Here is a 25,490-nt window from a genome sequence, read left to right as displayed (position 1 = left end):
CTGATTAAAGTCTTTTTAGTATAGAAAATAGCAAACAAAGGAGAGCACGGGCGCATCCGTGTATTTTTCGCAGAGGTTGAGGGTGATGATGAAAATATTCCAGAAGGTTTACAGGTTCGGAGAGGGGTTGGGGGTGGGGTGTTATATCATGTCCGCATAATTAGTTGTGATTCCCACAGTCATTGCACCCCACCCCTTAATCCCCTCCCCGCAAGCGGGGAGGGGAGACAAAGCATAGCTTTGGCGGGGTGGGGTTCTTAGGGTTTAATAAGTAATCAAGCGGACATGATATTAGAGACTTTTGCAAGAGGTCTATAAATTTATTTCCTAACTAATAACTCCCAGTACAAACTCGCCTTCATTCACAGCTTGATTCGTTGCAACATCATAAACCAATCCATCTTGTTGAGCGCAGACATCAATTACACTGGGTAACTTACCTTCTTTATTAAAACTGAGAATTTGATAGAGTTTTTCTCCGGCTTTAACTGAACTACCTAATTCGATTCTAGATTGAATCATGCCACCTGCGATCGCATAATATTTTTTCCTGTTACTGTTAGATGCAAAAGTCATTTCATGGGTTTTTGTGTCATCCGAGAAATTAGGAATTTGCAGTACACCTTTTTGCACTAAATAGTTTTTCACACACCATACACCTTTAGCGACTGAATCAGGGTTCATTTGCATTCCTGTTCCTAATTCCAGTGTCCAAGCTTCCACATCAAACTTGATTTCTCTACCAAACTCTTTAAAACAAGCTTCTAGTGCTAACCAAGGTTTGATAAAAGCTTCATCAAAAGCATCACCATCGTATTTATCAAGTAATATTCCAAAATCAAGCCCGAAGTATTTTGCACTGTCTTCTCGATTTCGGAAGTAATAAAGGTAGTCTAAAGCTTGATTTGTAGAAGTATGTAAGTCAATTAAGTAGTCTGCATCTAAACTCAGATTTTGGAGTTTATAGCTAAAAACCTCAGTATAGGGTACACTTCTGGGAGAATTAATTTTTTCTAAAATTTTGGCAAATTGTTGCTTAATTACAGTTAGATAATTTTGTCGAACGACCTCTAAATCAATCTGAAGTTGAGATTTAGTAAAAGCTACTAAATCATCAGCTTCTTTCTCGTAATCCCAAAATATGCGATTCCAATCTTTAGCTTCATAAACGCAATATCGTCCGGGGGAAAAATGGTGCGATCGCTCATTCGTCCCAATTGGATTACAAACGGGAACTAGCCAAATTTCTCCAGCTAAATCTGGATCATTTCTTGTTAATAAAAACTCAATTAACTGGTGAATAACGGCATTACCAGCAATTTCTGCACCGTGCAGATTAGATTGAATGTAAACCTTCTTACCAGGTTGAGCGCCGATAAATTTGTAAACTTGTAAAGATAAGCGATCGCCCGAAGCCATTTGACGTAAAGCAATAGTTTCAATAACTGGTAGCATAAAATAACTTGGTGATAAATCGCACTTGATAACTTATAGCCCTTCCTAATCATAACCCTCTCCTCGCTTGCGGGGAGGGGGTGGGGTTCTTGTACACTCACTCAACCGAAAACTGCTATAGTTGAACCTGATACTATTAATCTATTACAACAAGCCTTAGACGATGTAAAGATTGCTAAATGAAGTTTACGAACGTGCTAGATTTTACTTGGCAATTGATTATCCATAACCTTTAAAAATAGTGCGTAGGCGCAGCCCGCCGCAGGCATCGCCACAGGAAGAAACTTGGCTGAGAGAAATATTGAAGAGGATTTAAATGAGAGCGATCGCTTTTATTATCAAAACAGAATTCAGCATGAATTTGCCATAATTTGGTTCCCATTATCTGATTTTAAGATTTAGCTAAAATCGCTGATCTTACCGTTGAGGGGCAAAGTCTTTTAGAAAACCAAGCAAAGCCTCGTTGACTTTTTGGGGATACTCTGCGGGAACCCAGTGACCAGCACTAGGGACGATAACCTGTCCTTTCAAGTTGGGAACCAACTCCGTCATTGCATTAAGATTCATTCCTGGAAACTTCAATACAACATCTTTCTCACCAGCAATAAATAATGCTGGTTGCGATATCTTTTTACCTGACAACTGGGGAGTAATTTCCATATTGCGATCCATGTTGCGATACCAGTTCAGGTTGCCACGGAAGCCGCTCTGTTTGTACTGTTCAACATAATAGTCTAGATCCTCTTGTGTCATGCCTTTTGGTAGCTCCTGGGGATCGATCAGTCCGTCAAGAAAACCAGAAGTTGATGGTTTCCGATTCAGGAGCATTCCTTCAGGAGCAGAAGCGCTAATACTATAGTGAATTATACGTATGGAACGACGGATATCTGTTTCAAATTCCGCTTCGGCAATTCCGGGCTTTTGGAAGTAGACCATGTACCAGAAGTTGTCCCCAAAATTCTCTTGCTTTGTTAATGCTCCAATCGGGTAACGGAAGTAGGGAACACTCATTCCCACAACAGCATTAACTCGTTCCTCATATAGCAGTGCTGTATTCCAAGCTACAGGTGCCCCCCAATCATGTCCCACAACAATGAAACTTTCCTGACCGAGAGCGTCAGCGATGCCGACAACATCCCCCGTTAAATTAAGTATGTCGTAAGCCTCGATCTCCTCTGGAGCATCACTACCGTCGTATCCCCGTTGGTTGGGAACGGCCACTTGGAAACCTGCTTCTACAAGCGGATCGATCTGATGACGCCATAGATACCAGCACTGAGGCCATCCATGAAGCAAGATAACCAAAGGCCCCTGACCCTCAACAACAGTGTTCAGACGAACCCCATTCGTCTCAATCGTGCGAAAGTTGCGCTTCTTCATAATTGAAACTCCCTATCGACATACCCACTAGCTATCAAATAATTTACATGACAATGACTATAGTCAAACCGGGAACGACAATAATCTTCAAAGGTTGAATGCGTAGAGCAATCTAATCTGCGATTATCGATAAATAATCAGACTCACACTGCCCTTTAGAGAAATGGAGGATAAAGTGATGCTGCAATATCTGATCACTCAACAACATTATTTTGTATTGAAGCTTTTCTCGGCACTGGGCTGCGGGTTGATTGCCGGAGTCTTCTTCGCCTTCTCGACCTTCGTAATGAACGCCCTTGCCCGACTCCAGCCAGCACAGGGTATTACCGCCATGCAATCCATCAATATCACGGTGATCAATCCATTATTTATGGCTGTGTTCTTGGGAACGGCTGCGGCTTGCATCCTTCTGACCAAAGAGGCAAGGGAGCAGGGGAGCAGGGGGCAGGGGGCAGGGGGAGAAAGATTCTGGAATTCCCCAGCAATTAAGGGTTTCAGAGCAACTAAATTTATTTATGCCCAAAAGCAAAAATATTTATTTTGAGCGTCAAGTGCCACGAGAAATAATGCGTCCGTTTTCAGAGCAACTAAATTTATTTATGGGGTTCTCCCCCTTGCTAAGAGCCCCCTGCCCCTTTTCCTCTTCTTTGACTATCTCTTCGGTATTAAGGTGGCATCAACCTGGTGCCGCCTACTTGCTCCTCGGCAGCTTGCTCTACCTCGTTGGCACCTTCCGCGTGACAATCGTTTTCAATGTGCCGCTTAACGAAGCGCTGGCGAGAGTTGAGCCGGACAGCAGCATAGGTGCCAGCTTATGGTCTAGCTACCTTGCCAACTGGACAATCTGGAACCACATTCGGGCAGCAGCATCGCTAGCAGCAGCAGCATCGCTCACCATCGCGCTCTGTGATCGAGGGGCGTAATCGTAATGTTATGCGATCGCTTGTCTTCATGATCTCCAAGGCAGAAAGAAAAAAGTCAGAAGCGGGTTTATCACTGGCTGTTCCCTTGTTGTCATAGCAGGTAGTCTAAAATTCTTAACAGTTTCAAGTTCATCTTCTACATGGTCTAGTCGCTGTGCGTTGGTCATTTTAGCGATCGCCTCTTTATCTATCTGGTAAATTCTAGTATTTCACTTATGCTGTCAATTTAAATCCAAGTGGTTCAATACCATATTTAGAAACTTTAAGGATTACTATACTAAACACGTATGTAATTATTTTTAATATATTTTCCTCAACTAGTAAGGTACAACCGATTTCGTTTTCCTTAAAGAACGGCACCTCATTTAATTCGCTACGAATTGATCAAATGCTGTACTCAGAAAACCTTGGCGTGAGGTTTTTAGAAAAATAATTATAGCTTTTCCTAATCAAATGAGGTGCATCATAGCCCCCTCATCGCTTGCGGGGAGGGGGTTGGGGGTGGGGTTCTTGTATTTCACCCAACTGAGAAACGCTATATATACAGATAATATTTGGAGGCAATATTCATGCAGCACTTGCATCAGCTATTAGAAATAAAAAACTCGGAGTTAGCCCACTTACTGCGGTTGAGCCTGTATGGACTAGAGGCTACTTTAAATCAGGCTCGCACAGAATTTCCACTAGATGCAGGAGCGAAGGTATGCGATGATCTGCTGCAAGAACTTCATAGCCTGTTGCAACCTGCACCCCCACAGCAAAATACTGGTTGGGAAGATGCGCCAGATGATTTAAAATTAAGTCGCCTCCGGGAAGCTTTCGATTCTGACTTAGAACTTAGTTATTATCTGGGTAATTCCCAACTGCAAAGCCAAACAGATTCTGATTTGTGGAATGAGATTCAACGCAAACTGCTGCGGATACCAGAGGATTTAGCTGCATCTTGGCGACAGCACACCTTGGATCTGGCTCAAGAAGTTGGTGCGATCGCAGATAATTCTAATCTCTTTCAACTTCCCTTTATCCGCGATGAAATTATCTACCCCGGTCTGAGTGGTACTATTCAAACTCAAGGATTGAGCTTATCTCAACAAGTACTTTTAAATTCTCAAATTATCCAAGATAATGCATCTGATTTACCAGCAGGTTTTCTATATTTATATATGAACTTTATTGAAATAGAGCCGGATTTACATCATGCTTTAAAAAGTGTTTTTAGCTTTGATGTTATCTCTTTAGACTCCAAACCAGAACAGCGAAACCAATACATTGATGCTTTAAGCGATCGCTTCCAACGCACCCAAAAAGCTGAGGAAAACGCTGATCCTCTGTCAATTCTCTGTGCCTGGATTGACATGGACGAAGCAATACACTCTTTAGTATTCGTACCACCGGCTGAACGCTATTCTTGGTGGGGAAAGCTGCAACATGAATCACGACGCATCCTGAAGAAAGTCACTAATCAAGCGATTAATGCAGGCAATGAAGTGCGAATTCGCCAATTATCGGGACTTTATGCGGATATCTGTGCTTTATCTAAGGATGACTTACAACTAGACTGTGGTGGTATTCCTGGCGAAGTCTTAACTTGTCTTCGGGTATATGCGCGAATTAATCAGGAAGAATCTCCAGGTCGTGTAATTTTTCGCTCATCACGTAAGTAGCTGGCGAGTTTTCTAATTCTTGAGATTACGAGGCAAGGCAGATGATTTTGCAAATCTCCGCCTTGCCTGATAATCTAATCAAGGTAAAAACCTTTAAATCTAGAGGATGCCCCAGAAGTGTAAAATCCCTTGACCAGAAAACACTTCAAGTGCAACGGCAGATAAAAAACCAATCATTGCAAAACGACCGTTCCAGTTTTCGCTCTGAGGAGTAAAGCCCCAGCGCAAAGCATTAGGATCTTCTGAAACCGAAGCCGTAGTCTTCTTAACGTTTGCCATAAATAATACTCCGAGCTTTTATGTTCTAACAGTTATGACTGCATGTAAAGTAATGTAACAGATTTTTACAAAAATGCAACATTTCAATGGCTCAAAAATGAAACTTAGTTAGCTAGCATATATTAAGTACACGTAATTTTAGGTTAATATGCTGGCGATCGCTTAACTTATTTTTTTCACCAATTTTCTGGAAAGGATGTTAAAAATGCCTATAGTCTCATTTTTCTAAACTTTTAGATAGATAAAAATGGCAATATCTAATTATCAAAATATATATAATGCTTCCGTTACTTAAATATGCACTTGATGGTTACGGTAGGGTGTGTTAGGACAGTAACACACCAAAACCTTCCGGTGGTGCATTACGCTTTGCTAACGCAACGCCAGTTACTACAACTTTGGGAACCAAAGCAAGGCACTGGCTTCCCTACGTGTATTTAAAAAATAAAATATAAATCCTATAGCACAATCACCTCAATAATTCGCACGGAAAGATTGTTGTGAATAAGATTATTTCTCCGCGATAACTAAAATTCCACTCACGCCATGAAGAATTCGCATTTCTATGCTTTAATAACCAAAGTTGAGCTAAACTCTGGCAAAGACAAATATTAAGAAAAGTTTGAACATATGGCAGGAGTTCTCCATTTTACAGGATTTATCAAAGGAGTGACCTATAAAACTTACTTGGGTGCGAATTTAAATAGGATTAGTTTAGATGTATTTGATGTCAACAAAGAAAGGAGTTATGGATTAATAAAGTCACCTACAACTGAAATTGCTTATTCAAAATGGGTATCTCCTAAGAGAACTAGAAGTTATCCATTTGCCAGAATTTACAATACATATAATTCCTCGAAAGTTATAACTATTATCCCGGTGATTAAAGATGAGAGAAAAGATGGTGATATAGATAAAATTCAATACTCTACAATTTCTTGGATGAACTTGCTTAATATCTATATAGTACTTGCTTATTACGAAACAGCAAAAAAAAGCACCAAAAAGGGGCAAGTTAATAAGGATAAGTTGAGTAATCAGAAATTTGCTAATGATTTTGTTAAATTTCAAATCAATGAAATATTAGCATATCGCCAAAGCGCACTCCATTGGAACAAGAATCTATTTGAAGAAAGATTTACACAAACTTTTGAAAAAGCTCTAGATTATTATGATTTTATTTTTCATAAAACTGGAGTAATAATTCACTCACGAGAAGGATTAGATAAATATTTACATAAAATCAGAGAAGAGTTTAAGGAATTTAAGAATATTTCTCTTAAAGGTTCTCAGAGTGCTAGCAAGAGAGAAGCGCTGACTTCTCATTAGAATATTTAGTGGATGGATTAAAAGCAACTTTTAGTATTGAAAACTATCTTGGCGGAATTTACTATTTGACTCCTGATGAGATAATATTCGAGAACAATATGTATATTATACAAGAGTCAAAAAATACTTCAACAGCATCTTTGCCAAAGCTTCCTGATATTCAAGATGGTTTATTTAAGCTAATTCTATTTTCTAATTTAGATTCTTTAATATTGAACGGGCAGCAAATATTATTTGTTACTAAACTTAAACTGACAGGTAACAGGGTTGTTGGTTCTATTATTTTTCCAGATGCATCACTAGAAGAACTAGAATATTTTTTAGAAGCTAATATTAAAACTTTTAATACAGATCAAAGAGCAATTATAAAAAAATTGGCTTTAGAAGCTCAAAATAATCAGAGACTTAAAATAGAAGTATCCAGTAATTTTTAAACGTTATATTTTGGTTATGATTAAAAGTCCTCTACGATATCCTGGTGGTAAGTCGAAAGCAATAAATCAAATAGTTGAATACTTGCCAGAGAGCTTTTCTGAATTTCGAGAGCCTTTTGTCGGTGGTGGTTCTGTATTCATTTATTTAAGACAAAACTTTCCTGATTTAAAGATTTGGATTAACGATTTAAACCGTGAACTCTTCTTATTTTGGAAGTTTGCCCAATCTGATCTAGCTCAGTTAGTTAAAGCAGTTCGACATATAAAAGTCAAATATACAGATGGCAAATTACTCTTTGCAGAATTGACTACTGTAGATGTCAGTAATTTATCTGATTTAGAAAGAGCCGTTCGCTTTTTTGTCCTGAATAGAATTACTTTTTCAGGAACTGTAGAATCAGGTGGCTTTTCCCAAGAAGCTTTTCATAAAAGATTTACTGATTCTTCAATAGAACGACTCGAAAAGTTAGAAGATATTTTGTCAGAAAATGTCCAAATTACTAATTTAGATTACAGCCACCTATTAAAATCAGAAGCAGAAGATGTATTTTTATTTTTAGATCCGCCATATTTTAATGCTAAAAAATCAAAGCTATATGGTAAAAGGGGTGACTTGCACACCTCTTTTGAAGATCAGAGATTTGCTGAACTTTTACAACAATGTCATCATCACTGGCTAATTACCTACGACAACTCACCGCAAATTAGAGAAAATTTTCAATGGGCTAATATTTGCGAGTGGGAATTACAGTATGGAATGAATAATTATAAGCAGAGTGGTGCAGCTAAAGGAAAAGAGTTATTCATTACAAACTACGAAGTTAAACTTTATTTGGAGAAAAAAGCCCAAAATCAGAACCTTGTGAATCCAGCTTTGCAGTTAAGCCTTGATCTTTCAAGCTAACTTTGATGACTCCTAATTTTCCGGTAGCATAGCTCCCATGCCCTTTAAGGTAACTACACCCTACAATACTACAAACCTTAGCTATGACAACTTCCCCAATCCCTGCTCAAGAATCCTCTGTTAGCTGGTCTATCCTGCTGCAACAATTAATAGATGAGCAATCCTTGTCCCGTACTCAAGCTGCTGAATTGATGCAAGGATGGCTCAGTGAAGCGGTTCCCCCAGAGTTATCGGGGGCTATTTTAACAGCGCTGAACTTTAGAGGCATTTCTGCCGACGAGTTGACTGGCATGTCTGAAGTATTACAATCCCAATCTTCGCCACTCAGCACTGATCACTCACCACTACTCAGCACTGTAATAGATACCTGTGGCACTGGTGGAGATGGGTCATCAACCTTTAATATTTCTACAGCAGTTGCATTTGTCGCCGCAGCCTATGGTGTACGCGTCGCCAAACACGGCAATCGTTCAGCGTCAAGTCTCACGGGAAGTGCCGATGTCTTGGAAACCTTGGGTGTAAACTTGAGTGCCTCTAGTGAAAAGGTGCAAGCTGCACTACAAGAGGTGGGGATCACTTTCTTATTTGCCCCTGGTTGGCATCCAGCACTCAAGGCAGTTGCCTCATTACGGCGGACTTTGAAAGTGCGAACAATTTTTAATTTGCTTGGTCCATTAGTAAATCCCTTGCGTCCAACTGGGCAAGTGGTAGGCTTATTTACTCCCAAACTTTTGGTAACTGTTGCCGAAGCTTTACAGAATTTGGGCAAGGAAAAGGCGATTGTGCTGCACGGGCGAGAAAAACTTGATGAGGCTGGGTTAGGAGATGTAACTGATTTGGCGGTTTTATCAGATGGAGAAGTCCAGGTAACTACGATTAATCCCCTAGATTTGGATTTAACGCCTGCTTCCATAGGTATGCTTCGGGGTGGGGATGTCCAAGAAAATGCGGTGATTCTCAAGGCGGTACTGCAAGGTAAGGGAACTCAGGCACAACAGGAAGCGGTAGCGTTAAATGCGTCGTTGGCGCTGCAAGTAGGGGGTGCGATCGCATTCCTGGATCACGCCCAAGGGATTAAAATCGCTAAGGATATCCTACAAAGTGGGGCGGCTTGGACAAAGTTGGAGCAGTTAGTTGAGTTTCTGGGGAATTGATTTGCGATCGCAATTGCGGACGGAATTCTACCACATTACGTTTGATGGTGACATCGTAATTGCCAAAAAAGTCATGTCCTAAAAGTCCAGTTTCAAGTTCCGCACCGGCGATCGCTACTGCTACTTTATTCACTATTACCCCGCCAACTGCCATCGAATTAACATAGCCCACAGGAAATTCTACAGCTCTAGAACTAGCAGTGTTTGCCTTCGCTTTCCCGACTGGCACGATTCCCAAAGCATCGGCCATCTGTTGGGTGATTACAGTGCCACTGGCTCCTGTATCCACAATCATCTCAAATTGTTGCTGACCATTGAAGGTGACTTCGACAATTGGCGTGCCACCAATCCGCCTTTTAATCGGGGCTGTAAATACTGCTTCATCGGGAATCAGTACTGCTGATGAGGGCAAACCTGGCTCTGGTGATAACCGTTTTGTTGCTACAGGAGGTAATGAACGTAAGGTAAACTTTGGTGTGGTTGCTGCCTGAGGAACAACAACTACTATTCTCTGACGTTCAGCAACGCGCACAGGGCGAGGATTCGCTTGCTGTTGGGCATATTTGATTTGCCGCCGATATTCAGCAATCTTGGTTTGAGCGATTGCAAATTCTAGGCTTTGTCGTCGCACTTTTCGCATCAGCGCGATCGCATCCTGATACTGACTTACCACCAAATTCCAATCATCTGGAGATTGAGCAGATTGGCTGATACTCCAAGCGCCAACAGCTTTGTCTCGCCCCATCTCAAAAAGACTTGGTTCACTTTCAGACGGCTCTAGAGGCTGCGCTTCTGGGATAGCTGCTGGTGTTACTGGTTTGACAGTAGGCTGTACTGATGCCAGATCCCCAATTGGCGTGGGTTGCTCATTGCTACCAGTCGCAGTGTTCCGTTTGTCTTCACTACAGGCAACACACAAAACTACTAAAGCGCTTGATAGAAAAATTAGGGTTGCACGGGATAAAAAAGACTGAAGCATAATTAATTCTAACTGCCCAAGCTTTGCCAAATCCATTCCCGCTACTTTATTTAATTCCCTTTTAATTTTAATTAACTATCCTCAAAATTTCCAATTGCTTAACTTATGGGATAATTAACAATTGCAGTATTAGGGAATAAGGCATAGAAAATAGAGAATAGGAAAGAGTTTTCCCAATGTCCCATGCCCAATCCCCAATGCCCATTACCCCTTATCCCCAGAGGGGGCCCCACAATCCCCAATTTACTATGCCCCTGACTGACGCAATACCAGCTTTATTTGTCCTGGCAGATGGAACCACTTATCGCGGTTGGTCTTTCGGTGCTACAGGAACCGCGATCGGAGAAGTAGTATTCAACACTGGGATGACGGGCTATCAAGAAGTCCTGACTGACCCTAGTTACTCCGGTCAGATAGTTATTTTTACTTATCCTGAATTGGGTAATACTGGTGTCAATCCTGAAGATGAGGAATCATCTCGACCCCAAGTGCAAGGTGCGATCGCTCGTAATATTTGTCAACGACCAAGTAACTGGCGATCGACACAATCCTTGCCTGATTATCTTAAACAAAACCAAGTACCAGGGATCTACGGCATCGATACCCGCGCCCTCACCCGCAAAATTCGGATCTTCGGAGCCATGAACGGTGGCATTTCCACAGATATTCTTGATGAGGCGGAATTGCTTGAGCAGGTACAGGCGGCTCCCAACATGGCGGGATTGAATCTGGTTCGTGAAGTCACGACCCCAACGGCTTATGAATGGTCAGATCCGACAATTGCAGCTTGGGCATTCAACTCTGAGGCTGCGGAAAATCTTGGCGAACCCTTTACCGTTGTAGCCCTTGACTTTGGCGTAAAACGTAATATTTTGCGTCGCCTCACAAGTTACGGTTGTCGGGTGATTGTTGTGCCTGCTGATACGTCACCAGAAGAAATTCTCAACTACAATCCAGATGGTGTGTTTCTTTCTAATGGGCCTGGCGACCCTGCTGCCGTCAATGAAGGGATTGCAACTGCCAAAGCGCTGCTATTAAGCCAAAAACCCATCTTTGGTATTTGTATGGGACACCAAATTTTAGGTCATGCACTAGGAGCAGAAACCTATAAACTCAAATTTGGTCATCGTGGTTTGAATCAGCCTGCTGGCTCACAACAACGGGTAGAAATTACTAGCCAAAACCATAGTTTTGCTATTAACCCAGATTCTTTACCTACGGCAGTTGTGGAAATCAGCCACCTCAACTTAAACGATCGCACCATTGCCGGGATACGTCACAAATCTCTACCTATATTCTCAGTACAGTATCACCCAGAAGCCAGTCCTGGCCCCCACGATGCTGATTACTTGTTTGAGCAATTTGTTCAAGCCATGCGAACAGCACGTCAATCCGTGGCAAAGGTGAGTTAAAAATAAGGAATAGGCAAAAGTTTTCCAATGCCCAATCCCCTTATTCCAGCAGATTGTAGACAACTTGCTCAAAAACCATCTATACTTGAGCGTTCACTTTAACTCATGAGGAGGGAATTATTGCTGAGCCACTGAATCTAACCGTTAGCCTGAGGGGCACTCGTGAAGTCCGGGATAACTGTCAGCTATTCCGCCTCACAGGTTTGTTAGATGCCTTTTCTGAGCCGACATTTCGCAAGACACTTGGCAGCAAGATTGTCGAAGGACCTAAGCACATTATTTTGGATCTCTCACAAATCGACTTTGTTGATAGCTCTGGCTTGGGTGCTTTGGTGCAGCTAGCCAAGCAGGCTCAAACTGCTGAGGGTACTTTGCAAATTGTCACAAATGCCCGGGTCACTCAAACTGTCAAGCTTGTTCGCCTAGAGAAGTTTCTCTCCCTGCAAAAATCAGTTGAAGACGCTCTAGAAAACGTCAAGTAGTCTTGATTGCTTGATCTGAGAGACAAATTCAGCTATCCAAATTCAACATCGGATAGCTTAATTTGTGAAGTACTCCAACCTGCTTCGCTGAGGTTGGAGCTTCTAATATCTTAGAAATTCCAATCTTTTAGAATCAAGAACAGTCTGATTCGTTTTTAGAGTTTCCCGTCTCATCCGCCATTGCCACGTTAGGAATACCACAAGGGTATTGGGGACTTTCTCCCCTTGTGCGAGAGGCACAAAGCTAGTTGAGCTATTATGTTTAAAGTTGAGCAATAACCAAGATATAGATACCCAGTTCTGGGGTATGTAATTATTGGCTAGAATATTTGCAGAAACAACCAAGTCTGAAAAAGTTGTCAGAAATACAAAGCCAGCAGATTTATCTATAGTTTAACTTGACTTAATACTGTATAGTTAAAAATCGTCGCTTACTAAGTAAGCATGGCAATGGGATCAAGTATCAGGGTGAGTTTGATGTCAAAATTTTACACCATCTTAGGCACAGAACACAATAAGCAGGCGAAATTTGGTTTATAGGCATTGACATCAGGGTGATCTAAAATGCCAACTCTCAATCAAAAAGATGAAATTAGGAAGTAATTCTGGTAGTATTGATTACGCTAAGTATACTATCATGGCATACTTCAGAAAAATCAGTCTTTGCGAAGAATGCCTGCCAAATTTAGCCCGTCAAGGAATGATTTATTTGTGAAGTCAGAGGAGGAAGAGCTATTAGATGGACAAGATGAAACTCCCAAACAGAGCTTATCTTGGACTCAAGCACTCTTGGCAACCACAGCGCCATTCCAACAGATTTCCCTCTCACAAGTGCAACAAATTTCTCCTGCTGCTTTAGCATTTTTGGGGGATGCAATTTATGAGTTATATGTTAGAATCTTCTATCTGCTGCCATTGCAGCGCTCAGGAATTTACCATCGTCTGGTAGTGGAGCAGGTAAGAGCGGAAACCCAAGCACTACATTTGCGATCGCTGATTCCTCATCTCAGGGACACCGAATTAGAAATTGTCCGACGGGGTAGAAACGCCGCGACAGGACGCCCTAAGCGACTTAATCCCGAAATTTATCAACAGGCAACTAGTCTAGAAACCTTAATTGGCTACTTATATCTCACCGATTACCAGCGTCTAACCGAATTGTTGCGAATACTTCATATAGAAAAAGAGTGAGAACTCAATTTCACAATGGCCACAACAGTAGATTAGGCTCAATAAATTGAGGTAATCGGGATAATCAACCATACGCTATATCCATAACTCAAATGCAGAATAAACCGAGAAAAGTCAAGACTTCTAGCGAACCCAATCGTGGGCAACCCGTAAAAATTCAGGGTAAACGTATTGTTAATCCGACTCGCAATCCCCGGAAAATAGATAGCAATCCGATTTCTGTTGCTAATCCAACTCGCAATCCCCGGAAAATAGATAGCAATCCGACTTCTGTTGCTAATCCGACTCGTAATCCCCGGAAAATAGATAGCAATCCGATTTCTGTTGCTAATCCAACTCGCAATCCCCGGAAAGTCGATAGCAACTCTATTTCTGGCAACTCCCGACAACGATATAGCAACTTATCCCAGCCGTCTACATCTACACAACCGATAGAAGAAGATAGCGATCTCATCTACGGTCGTCATCCAGTATTGAGTGCGTTGCAAAATCAGCGCAATCTCAACCGTCTCTGGATTACTACCCGTCTGCGCTACGATCCCAGCTTTCACCATTTTCTCCTACAAGCGAAGGAAAATGGCACAGTTATTGACGAGGTTGAACCCAAGCGCTTAGACTATCTCACCAACGGGGCTAATCATCAAGGTGTGGCAGCACAAATTGCTCCCTACGGCTACATCGAATTAGCGGATCTAATTGAGCAGTCCAAATCTGTAACCGATGCCGTAATTGTCGTGGCTGATGGAATTACTGATCCCCACAACTTGGGAGCAATTATTCGCACCGCCGAAGCAATCGGCGCTCAAGGATTGGTGATTCCCCAAAGAAGAGCATCTGGGATCACTTCCACTGTCATGAAAGTGGCAGCAGGTGCTCTAGAAAATTTTGCTGTAGCGAGAGTTGTCAACCTCAGCCGCTCCTTAGAAGAATTGAAAGAAGCTGGCTTTTGGATTTACGGCGCTGCTGCAAGTGGGAGCGAACCCGTACATACAATCAATTTCACTGGCCCAATCGTTTTGGTAATCGGCTCAGAAGGTGAAGGTCTGGGTATGTTGACTCAACGCTCCTGTGATTTCTTAGTATCGATTCCTCTACAGGGTAAGACTCCCAGCCTGAATGCTTCTGTAGCAGCAGGTATGGCGCTTTATGAAATTTATCGCCAGCGATCGCTAAATACGCTGCACTTAGATAAATTACAAAAAATTTCGTTGAAAAAATAGCACTAACTAGAGTATAAAGAAATGTAAAGATAATAAACCACAATATCGTTTAACACCCTGTAGGATGTTTATAAATCAGCAAAAACCATGAAAACTATTTGGCATAACCTGAAAGAAGTGTTGATTAACACATTCGACTATATTGGCTTGGCTTGGTGGGCAGAGATTGTAACGCAGAATCCCCGATGCACGTACTACTTCGGTCCATTTCTGAGTTCTTCTGATGCTAAATTGTCAAGCATTGGATATATAGAAGATTTGGAGATTGAAGGAGCTACGGGAATTGCTGTGCATATCAAGCGCTGCAAACCCAATACCTTAACAATCGCTGAAGACTTGGGGGAAAGATTTGACCGCAAAGTACAGCCTATCTTTGGCGGTCAAATTTAAATTAGGCCAGAGTCAACATAATTCGTAATTTGTAATTCGTAATTTGTAATTCGTAGTTTCGAGTTCTAATTACGAATTATTTGCTCAAGAGTCAAAAACCCTTGAACTATTGACTACTGATTACCTGCGGATGTTCTTCCAGCCAATGATCAATATCATTCAGCACCAGCTGGGGAACTTCCCACGGGAAAAGATGGGCGGTGTTGGGATAGCACTCCCACTGATAATTTTGGAGATGTCGAGCAGTTTCTAAGCTGGAATCAGATGTGATGTGGCGGTCTTGTTCACCAGCAAGTACTAAACTAGGACATTGTATTTGTTGCAAATCTGGAAGTCGGTTGTATCCCGATTGAATTGCACTATAGAGGGCGTGAGTAGCAGCAGGAGAGGTTTGCAAATAAGCTGGTACTGCAACGGTTGCGATGTAGTTGTAAGTGGTGGATGTGTGTTGTTGGATTAGGTAACGGAAAAGCGATCGCTTGCCAAAAGTTTCAATATTCCATTGCCAACCCGGTTTTATATAGTTTAGTAGGGCAGCAACGCCAGTATATAAATTATCTTGCCAAGTGATGGTCGGATGACTGCCACGAGGTTTTGCGGCTGTCGCTACCAAAATCAGCCCAGTAACGCGCTCTGGCAAGCGTAATGCTAACTCCATTGCCAGAATGCCCCCAAGTGACCATCCCAATACTAGGCACTTTTGAATCTCAAACCGGTCTAGCAGCGCTTCTAAATCAGTCAAATGGTCATTCATATCAAAATTGCTATTGCAGCGACTTTTGCCGTATCCACGTAAATCAGGGGCAAAAGTTTGATAACGTTTTGATAAATGATTGGTAAAGACAGAAAGACTACGACCAGAACCAGGATGACCGTGTAAGCCCAGAATAGGGAATCCTTGACCTTGGATGTAGACATTGAGACGTGCAGCAGTAGTATGATTATGGCGATCGCTCATTACTCGTCGTTCTCCTGTCTGCCGAACAAATGTTCTAAAATCCGTTGAGTTTCAGTTCTCAACCCTCTAATTTCAGTTCTAATTTCTCTGAGTTCGGTTACAATCCTTTCAAAGTTACGCCCAGTTGCTTCATGGTTTAGCTGATGTATCTCAACTATCTGCACCAAGGAATTTACGGTTGAGTGTAGTTGGGCGCTCGCAACTCTATCAGCTTCTATAGCTGCTGCGTTCGCTTCAATAGCTACCGTATTCGCTTCAGCCCTTTGTGCTGTCCGCTCTAAGATTGCTTCAATCCGGTCTAACCTTTCTGTCATAGTAGTTCGTCATCTTATCCTCTAATTGTGTCATACAGCTAGCAGCGAAAGATTCTTTGCGAGTAAAGCCAATAGAACTACTAGCTAATTCTGCTTTGAGGGTTTTAACGTATCGCGAAAGTCCCCACCCTCAACTCTTAGTAGGGTGAGGATGAATAGCGGGTGGCAACGATTGCACCTCTGAGCAATAATCAACATTTCGACAAGCTCAATGACCGCTCTGAAGACGAATAAGACCGTCCCTGAGTTCAATGATGTTGGAAGCTCCAACCGTAAGCGTTGCAGGTTGGAGTACTTCACGAAATTGGTTCATAAACCATTTGGGGAATCAACACTTCATCTTGTAATTGCCCAATACCTAAAAAGCGAGTCTCTTGATCATAAACTCGCACTATTTCAGAAACATCGAAAGTTAGAGAAATTCGCTGACCTTGACACCATTTTTGAGCAGATGTTGCTGGTAAAGTCACAGATGACAGATGTTTCAAGGCTGCATCAGATACAAAAGGTTGAAATGTCTCGGCTTGCAGTTTAGTTTCTAAGTCTGTCAAGGTAAGACTATCTGTTAAATCGAAACCACTGCTTTTGGTGCGGTTCAAAGCCGCAAGAGTGCCACCAGTTTCTAAGATTGCACCTAAGTCACGAGCGATCGCTCTAATATATGTACCAGAACCACAGGCGATCGCCACATCCAATTCCGGGAAATCTCCTTCTCTCCAGCCCAAAATATCTATCTGAAAAATTTCCACTGTTCGCACTGGAACTTCCACCGTTTTCCCTTGGCGTGCTAAGTCGTAGAGACGTTTACCATCCACTTGGATTGCACTGTAACTCGGTGGTATTTGCTCAATCTTGCCTTCAAATTGTGCCAGTGCAGTTTTCACTACTGCTAAACTCAATCCAGCACAAGGTTGAGAAGTAATGATTTCGCCTTGCAAATCATCGGTTGTAGTACGCACACCCAGCCGAATGGTAGCCTTGTAAGCTTTGTTTTCTGGGAGATATTGCAATAATCTTGTGGCTTTACCAAGTGCGATTGGTAACACCCCAGTAGCTGCGGGATCTAAGGTTCCCGCGTGTCCGACACGTTTGAGGCGCAACAGTTTTCGCACCCGTGCTATGCAGTCGTGGGAAGTCCAGCCGAATGGTTTGTTTAAGTTGAGAAAACCTTGAAATAACACAAATTAAATAAAGAGGGAATAGGGAACGGGGAACAGGAAACGGGGAACAGGGTGTAATGGAAAGGGGATTTAGACCCGAACCAAAACTTGCTACTTGATGGTTGTCGGGGTTTCTAACTCCTGGCGGTAACAGGAAATACTGTTCCCTGTTCCCAATTAAGAGTTCCCTTTTTTTGATCAATAGTTACAGCTTCTAAATTCTATTAAATACTCATTTAATGCTCAATCAAAACCAAACACCTCTATTAGATGCCTTAAAAGCCAATGCAGCAAGACCCCATGCGCCTTTTTACACACCAGGACATAAACAAGGTGAGGGAATTTCTCAACCCTTGACTGATTTATTTGGCAAAGCTGTCTTTCGCGCTGATTTAACCGAATTGGCAGATTTAGATAATCTCTTTGCACCCCAAGGCGTTATTCAAGAAGCACAACAACTGGCGGCTGAGGCTTTTGGCGCTTCGCAAACATGGTTCCTTGTCAATGGTTCAACCTGTGGTGTTGAAGCAGCAATTCTCGCTACCTGTGGTACGGGTGATAAAATCATTTTGCCTCGGAATGTGCATTCTTCTGCGATCGCTGGTTTAATTCTCTCCGGTGCAATACCCATTTTTCTTAATCCTGAATATGATCCAGTTTTAGATATTGCCCACAGCATCACGCCTAATGCTGTAGAATCTGCACTCCAACAGCATCCCGACGCTAAAGCCGTGTTGACAGTTTACCCCACATATTACGGCGTTTGTGGAAATTTGAATGCGATCGCCAACATTAGCCATCAATATAATATCCCTCTACTCGTAGATGAAGCACACGGCGCACACTTTGCATTTCATCCAAAATTACCCACTCCAGCTTTAGCCGCAGGTGCCGATTTAACTGTACAATCCATCCACAAAGTACTCGGTGCGATCACACAAGCATCGATGCTGCATATCCAAGGTAATAGGATAGATGGCGATCGCATCAGTAAAGCTTTGCAACTTGTACAGTCTACCAGTCCTAGTTATTTACTTTTAGCTTCTTTAGATGCAGCGCGTCAGCAAATGGCACTCCACGGAAAAATGCTGATGTCTCGCACTTTGCAACTTGCTGAGGAAGCTAGAACCAGAATCGGCGAAATTCCGGGATTATCAGTTTTCCAAATGCCTCGGTTGGGGGAATCTCCCAGCTTTGTGGCTTTAGATAAAACGCGGCTAACTGTCACAGTTTCTGGTTTAGGCTTAACCGGATTTGCAGTAGATGAAATTCTAGATCAGAAATTTGCTGTCACTGCTGAATTCGCCTCACTGCAACATCTCACCTTGATCATTAGTTTGGGCAACACCCCAGCCGATATTGAGCAATTAGTCCAAGGTTTTACCACCCTTGCCAAAGAATATCGCCGAACCAACTTGACTCTTAACAACAATATCTGGCAAGATGTTGTAAGTAAAGTGAGTCATCCTTTAGATTTTTCCCCCCGTGAAGCCTTTTTTGCTGTTAGTGAAACATTGCCTGTAGCACAAACAAGCGATCGCATCTGTGCCGAAATAGTCTGTCCCTATCCCCCTGGAATTCCCGTGTTAATGCCGGGAGAAGTCATCACCAAACCTGTGCTTAACTATCTGCAACAAATTCAGGCGATGGGAGGATTTATCAGTGGTTGCAATGACACAAGCCTCAAAACTTTGAAAGTTTTGAAATAACGCTTTAACTCCTGTACAGACGTGATTAATCGCGTCTCCTGAATTATTCTTGTTTTTTAAACACAGCCCAGAATAATTGATATAGCTTTTCCTAATCATATTAGGTAGATAATAGCCCCCTCTCGAAGAGCGGGGAGGGGGTTGGGGGTAGGGTTCTTGTAATCAATAAATTTTTGGCAGCATCGCGCATGACGCGAACTTGTTTACAGATTTTCGCTCATGCGCTCTTTCCTTACTTCCTACCTTCTACAATAAAGATAGACTTTATTGAGATTTGTATAGTTGGGGATCATCTGTTATGGCTCCCGCCGTTTTAATTCAGAATCTGCAAAAACGTTACGGTACAGTGGTTGCCGTCCAGGATGTTTCTTTTCAGGTAGAATCAGGAGAAATCTTTGGTTTACTTGGTCCCAACGGTGCTGGTAAAACTACTACCTTGCGTGCTTTATGTACACTTACCACACCGGATGCTGGCAAAATCGAAGTATCTGGCATCTCTGTGTTAGATAATCCCAGACTGGCAAGACAACGACTAGGCTATGTAGCTCAGGAAGTCGCTATAGATAAGGTGCTGACTGGAAAAGAACTTCTGCAATTACAAGCAGCACTTTATCACCTCCCAGGCGCGATCGCCAAACAGCGCATTGAGACGGTATTAGATTTACTCGGTTTGCAAGAATACGCTAACAAAAAGACAGGAACCTACTCTGGCGGTTTACGCAAGCGCCTAGACTTGGCTGCTGGGTTACTCCATTCGCCAGATGTTTTGGTGTTGGATGAACCAACTGTAGGACTTGACATAGAAACCCGTTTTGTGGTATGGGAATTCCTGAGGAAATTACGCGCCTCTGGGACGACGGTAGTAATTACCAGCCATTACTTAGAAGAGATTGACGCTTTAGCCGATCGCGTGGCAATTATAGATCGGGGCGTGGTAATTGCCTCTGGGACACCTTCACAATTAAAAGATCAAGTCGGGGGCGATCGCATCACCTTGCGAATTCGGGAGTTTTCCCCAATTGAGGAAGCTGAAAAAGCTAAAAACCTGTTGCAACCTTTGCCATTTGTGCAAGAAGCGATCGTCAACAGCGCTCAAGGTAATTCCCTCAACTTGGTGGTGACACCTCAGAATGATGTTCTGATTAACATACAGCAAGCGCTGAATGCTGCTGGCTTGCCCATTTTTGGCATCGCCCAATCTCGCCCCAGCCTGGATGACGTTTATCTCGCCGCTACAGGACGCACACTGATGGATGCAGAACTCGCAGCTGTTGCCATCCGCGATCCCAAGGCTGAGAAAAAGCAGAATATGAGATAGGGGCATGGCGAATGGGGCATGGGGCATGGCGAATGAAAATAATTACAATGCCCAATGCCCAATGCCCCTCATCAGCGCTGAGTTTTGAGTGCTGAGTGCTGAGTGGGGAATCTCACTTCTTTACTCGGAACTCGGAAAAGAGGAACTCGGAACTGTTTTGCCCAATGCCCAATGCCCAATCCCCAATGCCCAATCCCCAATTAATCCCAAATTGCTATGAGTGTTACTCCTAAATCTGATCTAAATTGGCAGCCAGCACTATTACCACAAATTGACGCTAATGCCGCACCTAACTTTTTCGGTGAATTGGTACAAGAGACGTTGGCTTTAACTCGTCGCTTGTTTATTCAGTTGCAACGCCGTCCGTCATCTTTGATTGCCGGAATTATTCAACCAGTGATGTGGTTAGTGCTATTTGGTGCTTTGTTCCAAAATGCTCCCAAAGGTATATTTGGCAATACGACAAATTACGGGCAATTTTTGGCTGCCGGTATAATTGTGTTTACAGCCTTTGCTGGGGCACTGAATGCTGGTTTACCCGTAATGTTTGACCGCGAGTTCGGCTTTTTGAATCGTTTGCTAGTAGCACCCTTAGCATCGCGGTTTTCCATTGTTTTTGCTTCAGCAATCTTCATCATCAGCCAAAGTTTGCTGCAAGCAGCAGTGATTGTAGCGGCGGCGGCTTTCTTGGGCGCTGGACTACCAGATGCAGCAGGCTTGGGTGCGATCGCTCTAATTGTCTTTCTCTTAGCTTTGGGTGTAACAGCCATCTCCCTCGGTTTAGCTTTTACCTTACCCGGACACATTGAATTGATTGCAGTGATTTTTGTCACTAACCTGCCGTTATTGTTTGCTAGTACTGCTTTGGCACCTCTATCCTTCATGCCTCAGTGGTTGCAGGTTGTGGCTACCCTGAATCCTCTCAGCTATGCGATCGAACCAATTCGCTATCTCTATCTCCACAATAGTTGGGGATTAGGTAGTGTAGTGATGCAGGCTCCTTGGGGTAATGTTACTTTTGGGGGAGCGTTGCTGGTGTTGTTTGGCTTTGCCCTTGTCGCCTTACTGAGTATTCAACCCCAACTGCGTCGAAGTCTTGTTTAAGATAAAATAGAGCAATTTTAGGGTCAAAATACCATGAAAAAACCATTTTTACAAATTACTAGACTCTTTGTAGCTACCGTAGCAGGAATTAGCTTTGCTTCCTTGCTGATGGCTCAACCCAGTTCGGCTCAAGTCAGCAGCCCATCAGATGCTTTTCCGAGTACGAGTACAACAGACCAAAATACCGATCCGTTCTCCCGTTCAAACTCAGACAATTTCAACATGTTTGACCTGATTCATCGGGCGAATTTCGGAACTCTCAACTGGAATTCTGACCAACAGAACCAAGAACTAGACTCAGCAGCAGCAGCTTTTAAAGCAAGGCAACAAAAACTAATTCCAGGTCAGCAACAAGAAACTCCTGGTTCGTCAGGGGTTACACTACCATCACTTACACCACGTACACCACGATCAATTACACCACCATCAGTTACATTACCATCAGGTAACTGAATTCAAACAAAGAACCCCAAACCTCTAGGGTTTGGGGTTCAAACTATTTAAAAAATCTTTAGTTATCAGGTAAAAAACTACAGCCCAAGTGAAGCTAAAACATCGCTAGCATGGGTGGTAGTATTTACAGCACTGTCAACATGGATAATTTTGCCGTTGGGGTCAATTACGTAGGTAACACGCTTGGCATAACCGCCGCCATCCACATCAAAAGCTTTGATGAGAGATTTGTCGCTGTCAGCCAGTAGGGGAAAATTCAAATTATATTTTTGGGTGAATGCCTGATGAGAGACTTCATCATCTGCACTGACTCCCAAGATGACAATATCTTTACCTTGATATTGAGACTGGGCATCCCGAAAACTACAGGCTTGTTTGGTACATCCTGGCGTGTCATCTTTGGGGTAAAAATACAAAACGAGCGTCTTCCCGGCAAAATCAGATAACGACACTGTATTACCCTTTGTATCTTTGGCGGTAAATGCAGGTGCATTCGTACCAACTGCTAGAGACATAATTAACCTTTCCTATTTCAGATTGTTGATGCACTTGAAATTTTACATGAATTTATATTGATTAAATATAATTACTGAAAAATAGCATAACTATACTTAACGTAACTATTTTTAGTTAAATCAGGTAGCTGGTACAAGAAAAAATATATCCTTAAATAAATCTTTATCAGAAGAAAAATTTATCCCCATACACAATGGCTGCTGTTGATTCCCAAAACCCAAATATTTTTGTCTATCCTCAAAGCACAGTAGCAAGAGCCGAGCGATCGCTAGTCTGTTCACCCTTTAATCTATCTTTATTTGAAGTCATGGGACATCAGAGTGTGTCATTGAGTGCGATCGCTCTGGAAAATGGACTCAAGCAAGGCTATACTAAACGCCCTTTATCAGAATTAACGTGTGACAACTCCTTGGGCTGGCTGATCCAAGTGGGTGTATTGCGGCGAGAAGTCGATGGGCAGGGAATTACAGATAGTTTTCGCCTCACTCCCTTGGGACGACAATTAGTGGAGCAATATCAGGGAAAAAATTGGCGGACTCCTTCATGGGGCGATCGTTTATCCGATGCTGTGATTCGTTGGTTACGGATACCTTTTTAGAATAAAAAACCAAAGAGTTAGGATTAGGCAATAAAAGGGAACAATATATACGGAAACATCACATCTTTTCATGAAGTCTTTACCATAACCATTTGACTGAAATTTGTGATGTTGGGCATTGGGCATGGAGTATTGGGTATTGGGCATTGGGCATTGGGCATTGGGCATTGGGCATGATGTATTAGTTCTTCTCCCTGTGTTCCCCCATCTCCCTCTGCTCCCTGATCTCTCTCTGCTCCCCCATCTCGGCCTGTTCCCCTGTTGTTTGCTCCTAAAAATTCAGCCTGTATCTGGAAAAACGAACTAATAGCGACTATGAAATCAATTATGGTGGTGGGGACAACATCCCATGCAGGGAAATCATTTTTAACTACAGCTATTTGTCGCATTTTGTCGCGGCGTGGCTGGCGAGTGGCTCCCTTTAAAGGTCAAAACATGGCTTTAAATGCTTATGTCACTGCCAGTGGTGGAGAAATTGGCTATGCCCAAGCAGTGCAAGCTTGGGCGGCGGGAGTCGTGCCTTGGGTAGAAATGAACCCAATTTTACTCAAACCCCAAGGGGATATGACTTCCCAAGTAATTATCAAAGGTAGGTCTGTAGGAAAAGTGAGTGCCTCAGATTACTACGAGCAATATTTTGACCTGGGGTGGCGGACAATTGAAGAATCCCTACAGCATTTAGCAACAGAATTTGACATGGTGGTTTGTGAAGGTGCCGGTAGTCCAGCAGAAATTAACCTCAAACACCGCGACTTAACTAATATGCGAGTGGCAAAATATTTGAATGCGCCAACGATGTTAGTGGTTGATATTGATCGGGGTGGTGCTTTTGCCCATGTCGTTGGAACCTTAGAGTTATTAGAACCAGATGAACGCGCCTTAATTAAGGGTGTAGTAATTAACAAATTTCGAGGACAGCGATCGCTCCTAGATCCGGGAATAAAATGGTTAGAAGAACGTACAGGTATCCCCGTCATCGGTGTTATACCTTACTTACAAGAAGTCTTTCCAGCAGAAGACTCTCTTGACCTGCTAGAACGTCAATCGTCGTCTAATAAACCCCAAACTGATCTCAACATTGCCGTTATCCGCTTACCCAGAATTGCCAACTTCACCGACTTTGACCCACTGGAATCAGAAAGTACAGTTTCAGTGAAATATCTCAGCCCTAAGCAAGATTTGGGACATCCTGATGCCGTGATTCTCCCTGGTACAAAGACCACAATTGCGGATTTGCTACTGCTGCAAAAAAGCGGTATGGCAGAAGCTATCCAACACTATGCTGCCTCCGGTGGCACGGTTTTAGGTATTTGCGGCGGCTATCAAATGCTCGGTCAAATCATCGCCGATCCTGAAGGGATAGAAGGACAAGCTGGTAGATTTCAGGGGTTAAATCTTTTACCAATCAGAACTGTAATTACAGGACAAAAAATTGCCCGCCAGCGCCAAGTTACCTCAAATTATCCGCAACAAGGCTTGCCAGTCAATGGCTTTGAAATCCACCAAGGGCGATCGCGCATCGAACAGCAAGGTATAGATCCCGAATCCTACCATGCTCTATTTGACGATATTAATTTAGGGTTAGTGGATAGTTGTCAATCAGTCTGGGGAAGTTACCTGCACGGGCTTTTTGACAATGGCCCTTGGCGACGGGCTTGGTTAAATCGCCTCCGTCAACAACGGGGTTTAAAATCTTTGCCCACAGGTGTTGCTAACTACCGGGAACAGCGAGAGCAGATTTTGGACTCCCTAGCCACTGAAGTTGAAAGCCATTTAGACTTAAGTCTGTTTTTGTCTTAAGCTAAAATACATAAAAAGCGCACATTTTTTCGTTCAAACTGTCATTTGTCTTTGGTCTTTGGTCATTAGTCATTTACAATTGGACTTTGGACAAATGACAAGACTAAATTGAATGCGTAACATTGATGATTGTTCGTGTCCGCTTTTTACCAGATGATGTCACAGTAGATGCCGAAGTGGGAGAAGCCCTCTTAGATGTAGCAGATCGGGCTGGGGTATTTATTCCCACAGGTTGTCTCATGGGGTCTTGTCACGCTTGCACTGTCGAATTAGAGGATGGAGAGATCGTCCGCGCTTGTATCACAGCAGTACCGCCACGCCAAGAATTGACGATTAATTTGTTTAGTGACCCAACTTGGTAATG

At 42.8% G+C, this 25,490-nt stretch carries 28 protein-coding genes; 19 read left to right on the top strand and 9 right to left on the bottom strand.

From position 1 onward, the window contains the following. Positions 1–327: 327 nt before the first annotated feature. The 3 genes from V7K36_RS06685 to V7K36_RS06675 all read right to left on the bottom strand — a co-directional run bounded on the left by V7K36_RS06685 (position 328) and on the right by V7K36_RS06675 (position 2,835). Entirely contained in the window at positions 328–1,455 is a 1,128-nt protein-coding gene (locus tag V7K36_RS06685; RefSeq protein ID WP_335114245.1) for a succinylglutamate desuccinylase/aspartoacylase domain-containing protein, read from the bottom strand. 232 nt (positions 1,456–1,687) lie between these two features. Continuing rightward, positions 1,688–1,837, bottom strand: a complete 150-nt coding sequence (locus V7K36_RS06680) for a hypothetical protein (protein WP_335114243.1) — start codon at positions 1,835–1,837, stop codon at positions 1,688–1,690. Positions 1,838–1,872: 35 nt separating this feature from the next. Beyond that, complete coding sequence (locus V7K36_RS06675) at positions 1,873–2,835, bottom strand: alpha/beta fold hydrolase (RefSeq protein ID WP_335114241.1); 963 nt, start codon at positions 2,833–2,835, stop codon at positions 1,873–1,875. A gap of 178 nt (positions 2,836–3,013) precedes the next feature. On the opposite strand from V7K36_RS06675, the gene V7K36_RS06670 reads away from it, so the two are divergent. The 3 genes from V7K36_RS06670 (at position 3,014) to V7K36_RS06660 (ending at position 5,422) form a co-directional block, all read left to right on the top strand. Further along, the gene (locus V7K36_RS06670; RefSeq protein WP_335114240.1) at positions 3,014–3,379 is read left to right on the top strand and encodes an anthrone oxygenase family protein; all 366 of its coding nucleotides are present in this window, start codon (positions 3,014–3,016) and stop codon (positions 3,377–3,379) included. Next, positions 3,351–3,758, top strand: a complete 408-nt coding sequence (locus tag V7K36_RS06665; RefSeq protein WP_335114239.1) for an anthrone oxygenase family protein — start codon at positions 3,351–3,353, stop codon at positions 3,756–3,758. Before V7K36_RS06670 ends, V7K36_RS06665 begins: the two co-directional genes overlap by 29 nt. A gap of 569 nt (positions 3,759–4,327) precedes the next feature. After that, positions 4,328–5,422, top strand: coding sequence for a hypothetical protein (locus V7K36_RS06660; RefSeq protein ID WP_335114237.1), 1,095 nt, complete (start codon positions 4,328–4,330; stop codon positions 5,420–5,422). 99 nt (positions 5,423–5,521) lie between these two features. On the opposite strand, the gene V7K36_RS06655 is transcribed toward V7K36_RS06660, so the two are convergent. Then, the gene (locus tag V7K36_RS06655; protein ID WP_334823363.1) at positions 5,522–5,701 is read right to left on the bottom strand and encodes a high light inducible protein; all 180 of its coding nucleotides are present in this window, start codon (positions 5,699–5,701) and stop codon (positions 5,522–5,524) included. 630 nt (positions 5,702–6,331) lie between these two features. Between V7K36_RS06655 and V7K36_RS06650 the strand changes: the two genes are divergently transcribed. The 4 genes from V7K36_RS06650 to trpD all read left to right on the top strand — a co-directional run bounded on the left by V7K36_RS06650 (position 6,332) and on the right by trpD (position 9,522). After that, a complete protein-coding gene (locus V7K36_RS06650) occupies positions 6,332–7,030 on the top strand; it encodes a hypothetical protein (protein ID WP_335114235.1) in 699 nt (232 codons plus the stop codon). An 8-nt stretch (positions 7,031–7,038) separates the two neighbouring features. Then, complete coding sequence (locus tag V7K36_RS06645; protein ID WP_335114233.1) at positions 7,039–7,464, top strand: hypothetical protein; 426 nt, start codon at positions 7,039–7,041, stop codon at positions 7,462–7,464. 16 nt (positions 7,465–7,480) lie between these two features. After that, positions 7,481–8,368 carry a DNA adenine methylase gene (locus tag V7K36_RS06640; protein WP_335114231.1) on the top strand — a complete coding sequence of 296 codons (888 nt, stop codon included), beginning with the start codon at positions 7,481–7,483 and terminating at the stop codon, positions 8,366–8,368. 83 nt (positions 8,369–8,451) lie between these two features. Continuing rightward, a complete protein-coding gene (gene trpD, locus V7K36_RS06635) occupies positions 8,452–9,522 on the top strand; it encodes an anthranilate phosphoribosyltransferase (RefSeq protein ID WP_335114229.1) in 1,071 nt (356 codons plus the stop codon). Here trpD and V7K36_RS06630 read toward each other — a convergent pair. After that, positions 9,452–10,501: a retropepsin-like aspartic protease family protein gene (locus tag V7K36_RS06630; protein ID WP_335114227.1), complete on the bottom strand. Its 1,050-nt coding sequence runs from the start codon at positions 10,499–10,501 to the stop codon at positions 9,452–9,454. The two genes, trpD and V7K36_RS06630, sit on opposite strands and share 71 nt — an antisense overlap. Before the next feature lie 248 nt (positions 10,502–10,749). Between V7K36_RS06630 and carA the strand changes: the two genes are divergently transcribed. From carA to V7K36_RS06605, 5 genes are all read left to right on the top strand, one after another. Next, positions 10,750–11,913 carry a glutamine-hydrolyzing carbamoyl-phosphate synthase small subunit gene (gene carA / locus V7K36_RS06625; protein WP_335114225.1) on the top strand — a complete coding sequence of 388 codons (1,164 nt, stop codon included), beginning with the start codon at positions 10,750–10,752 and terminating at the stop codon, positions 11,911–11,913. 116 nt (positions 11,914–12,029) lie between these two features. Further along, positions 12,030–12,395: an STAS domain-containing protein gene (locus V7K36_RS06620; RefSeq protein ID WP_300422105.1), complete on the top strand. Its 366-nt coding sequence runs from the start codon at positions 12,030–12,032 to the stop codon at positions 12,393–12,395. Between the two features lie 711 nt (positions 12,396–13,106). After that, positions 13,107–13,586: a Mini-ribonuclease 3 gene (locus tag V7K36_RS06615; protein WP_335114223.1), complete on the top strand. Its 480-nt coding sequence runs from the start codon at positions 13,107–13,109 to the stop codon at positions 13,584–13,586. A gap of 92 nt (positions 13,587–13,678) precedes the next feature. Next, positions 13,679–14,806, top strand: a complete 1,128-nt coding sequence (gene rlmB / locus V7K36_RS06610; protein ID WP_335114221.1) for a 23S rRNA (guanosine(2251)-2'-O)-methyltransferase RlmB — start codon at positions 13,679–13,681, stop codon at positions 14,804–14,806. A gap of 87 nt (positions 14,807–14,893) precedes the next feature. After that, complete coding sequence (locus tag V7K36_RS06605) at positions 14,894–15,196, top strand: DUF1816 domain-containing protein (RefSeq protein WP_335114219.1); 303 nt, start codon at positions 14,894–14,896, stop codon at positions 15,194–15,196. 106 nt (positions 15,197–15,302) lie between these two features. Here the strand turns inward: V7K36_RS06605 and V7K36_RS06600 are convergent, their stop codons facing one another. From V7K36_RS06600 to truB, 3 genes are all read right to left on the bottom strand, one after another. After that, positions 15,303–16,154 carry an alpha/beta fold hydrolase gene (locus V7K36_RS06600; protein ID WP_335114217.1) on the bottom strand — a complete coding sequence of 284 codons (852 nt, stop codon included), beginning with the start codon at positions 16,152–16,154 and terminating at the stop codon, positions 15,303–15,305. Further along, positions 16,154–16,468 (bottom strand): hypothetical protein, encoded by a 315-nt coding sequence (locus V7K36_RS06595; protein ID WP_335114215.1) that lies wholly within the window; start codon positions 16,466–16,468, stop codon positions 16,154–16,156. Before V7K36_RS06595 ends, V7K36_RS06600 begins: the two co-directional genes overlap by 1 nt. 296 nt (positions 16,469–16,764) lie before the next feature. Beyond that, positions 16,765–17,649 carry a tRNA pseudouridine(55) synthase TruB gene (gene truB, locus V7K36_RS06590; RefSeq protein WP_335114213.1) on the bottom strand — a complete coding sequence of 295 codons (885 nt, stop codon included), beginning with the start codon at positions 17,647–17,649 and terminating at the stop codon, positions 16,765–16,767. Between the two features lie 218 nt (positions 17,650–17,867). On the opposite strand from truB, the gene V7K36_RS06585 reads away from it, so the two are divergent. From V7K36_RS06585 to V7K36_RS06570, 4 genes are all read left to right on the top strand, one after another. Further along, positions 17,868–19,337 (top strand): aminotransferase class I/II-fold pyridoxal phosphate-dependent enzyme, encoded by a 1,470-nt coding sequence (locus V7K36_RS06585; RefSeq protein WP_335114211.1) that lies wholly within the window; start codon positions 17,868–17,870, stop codon positions 19,335–19,337. Positions 19,338–19,635: 298 nt separating this feature from the next. Then, positions 19,636–20,655, top strand: coding sequence for an ABC transporter ATP-binding protein (locus V7K36_RS06580; RefSeq protein ID WP_335114209.1), 1,020 nt, complete (start codon positions 19,636–19,638; stop codon positions 20,653–20,655). Between the two features lie 216 nt (positions 20,656–20,871). Beyond that, positions 20,872–21,759, top strand: coding sequence for an ABC transporter permease (locus V7K36_RS06575; RefSeq protein WP_335114207.1), 888 nt, complete (start codon positions 20,872–20,874; stop codon positions 21,757–21,759). Positions 21,760–21,792: 33 nt separating this feature from the next. After that, entirely contained in the window at positions 21,793–22,212 is a 420-nt protein-coding gene (locus tag V7K36_RS06570; protein ID WP_335114205.1) for a hypothetical protein, read from the top strand. Between the two features lie 77 nt (positions 22,213–22,289). Here the strand turns inward: V7K36_RS06570 and V7K36_RS06565 are convergent, their stop codons facing one another. Further along, positions 22,290–22,727 (bottom strand): peroxiredoxin, encoded by a 438-nt coding sequence (locus V7K36_RS06565; protein WP_335114203.1) that lies wholly within the window; start codon positions 22,725–22,727, stop codon positions 22,290–22,292. A 194-nt stretch (positions 22,728–22,921) separates the two neighbouring features. Between V7K36_RS06565 and V7K36_RS06560 the strand changes: the two genes are divergently transcribed. The 3 genes from V7K36_RS06560 to V7K36_RS06550 all read left to right on the top strand — a co-directional run bounded on the left by V7K36_RS06560 (position 22,922) and on the right by V7K36_RS06550 (position 25,488). Further along, positions 22,922–23,326, top strand: coding sequence for an Npun_F0494 family protein (locus tag V7K36_RS06560; RefSeq protein WP_334823395.1), 405 nt, complete (start codon positions 22,922–22,924; stop codon positions 23,324–23,326). 315 nt (positions 23,327–23,641) lie between these two features. Further along, on the top strand, positions 23,642–25,126 hold the full coding sequence (gene cobQ / locus V7K36_RS06555) for a cobyric acid synthase CobQ (RefSeq protein WP_335114201.1): 1,485 nt from the start codon (positions 23,642–23,644) through the stop codon (positions 25,124–25,126). A gap of 125 nt (positions 25,127–25,251) precedes the next feature. Beyond that, positions 25,252–25,488 carry a 2Fe-2S iron-sulfur cluster-binding protein gene (locus V7K36_RS06550; RefSeq protein WP_334823399.1) on the top strand — a complete coding sequence of 79 codons (237 nt, stop codon included), beginning with the start codon at positions 25,252–25,254 and terminating at the stop codon, positions 25,486–25,488. The last annotated feature ends 2 nt before the right edge of the window (positions 25,489–25,490 follow it).

Source organism: Nostoc sp., assembly GCF_036919555.1.
Taxonomy (GTDB): Bacteria; Cyanobacteriota; Cyanobacteriia; order Cyanobacteriales; family Nostocaceae; genus Nostoc.
Note: the sequence above shows the minus strand (reverse complement) of the source record. Positions and strands in the feature narration are given on the sequence as shown.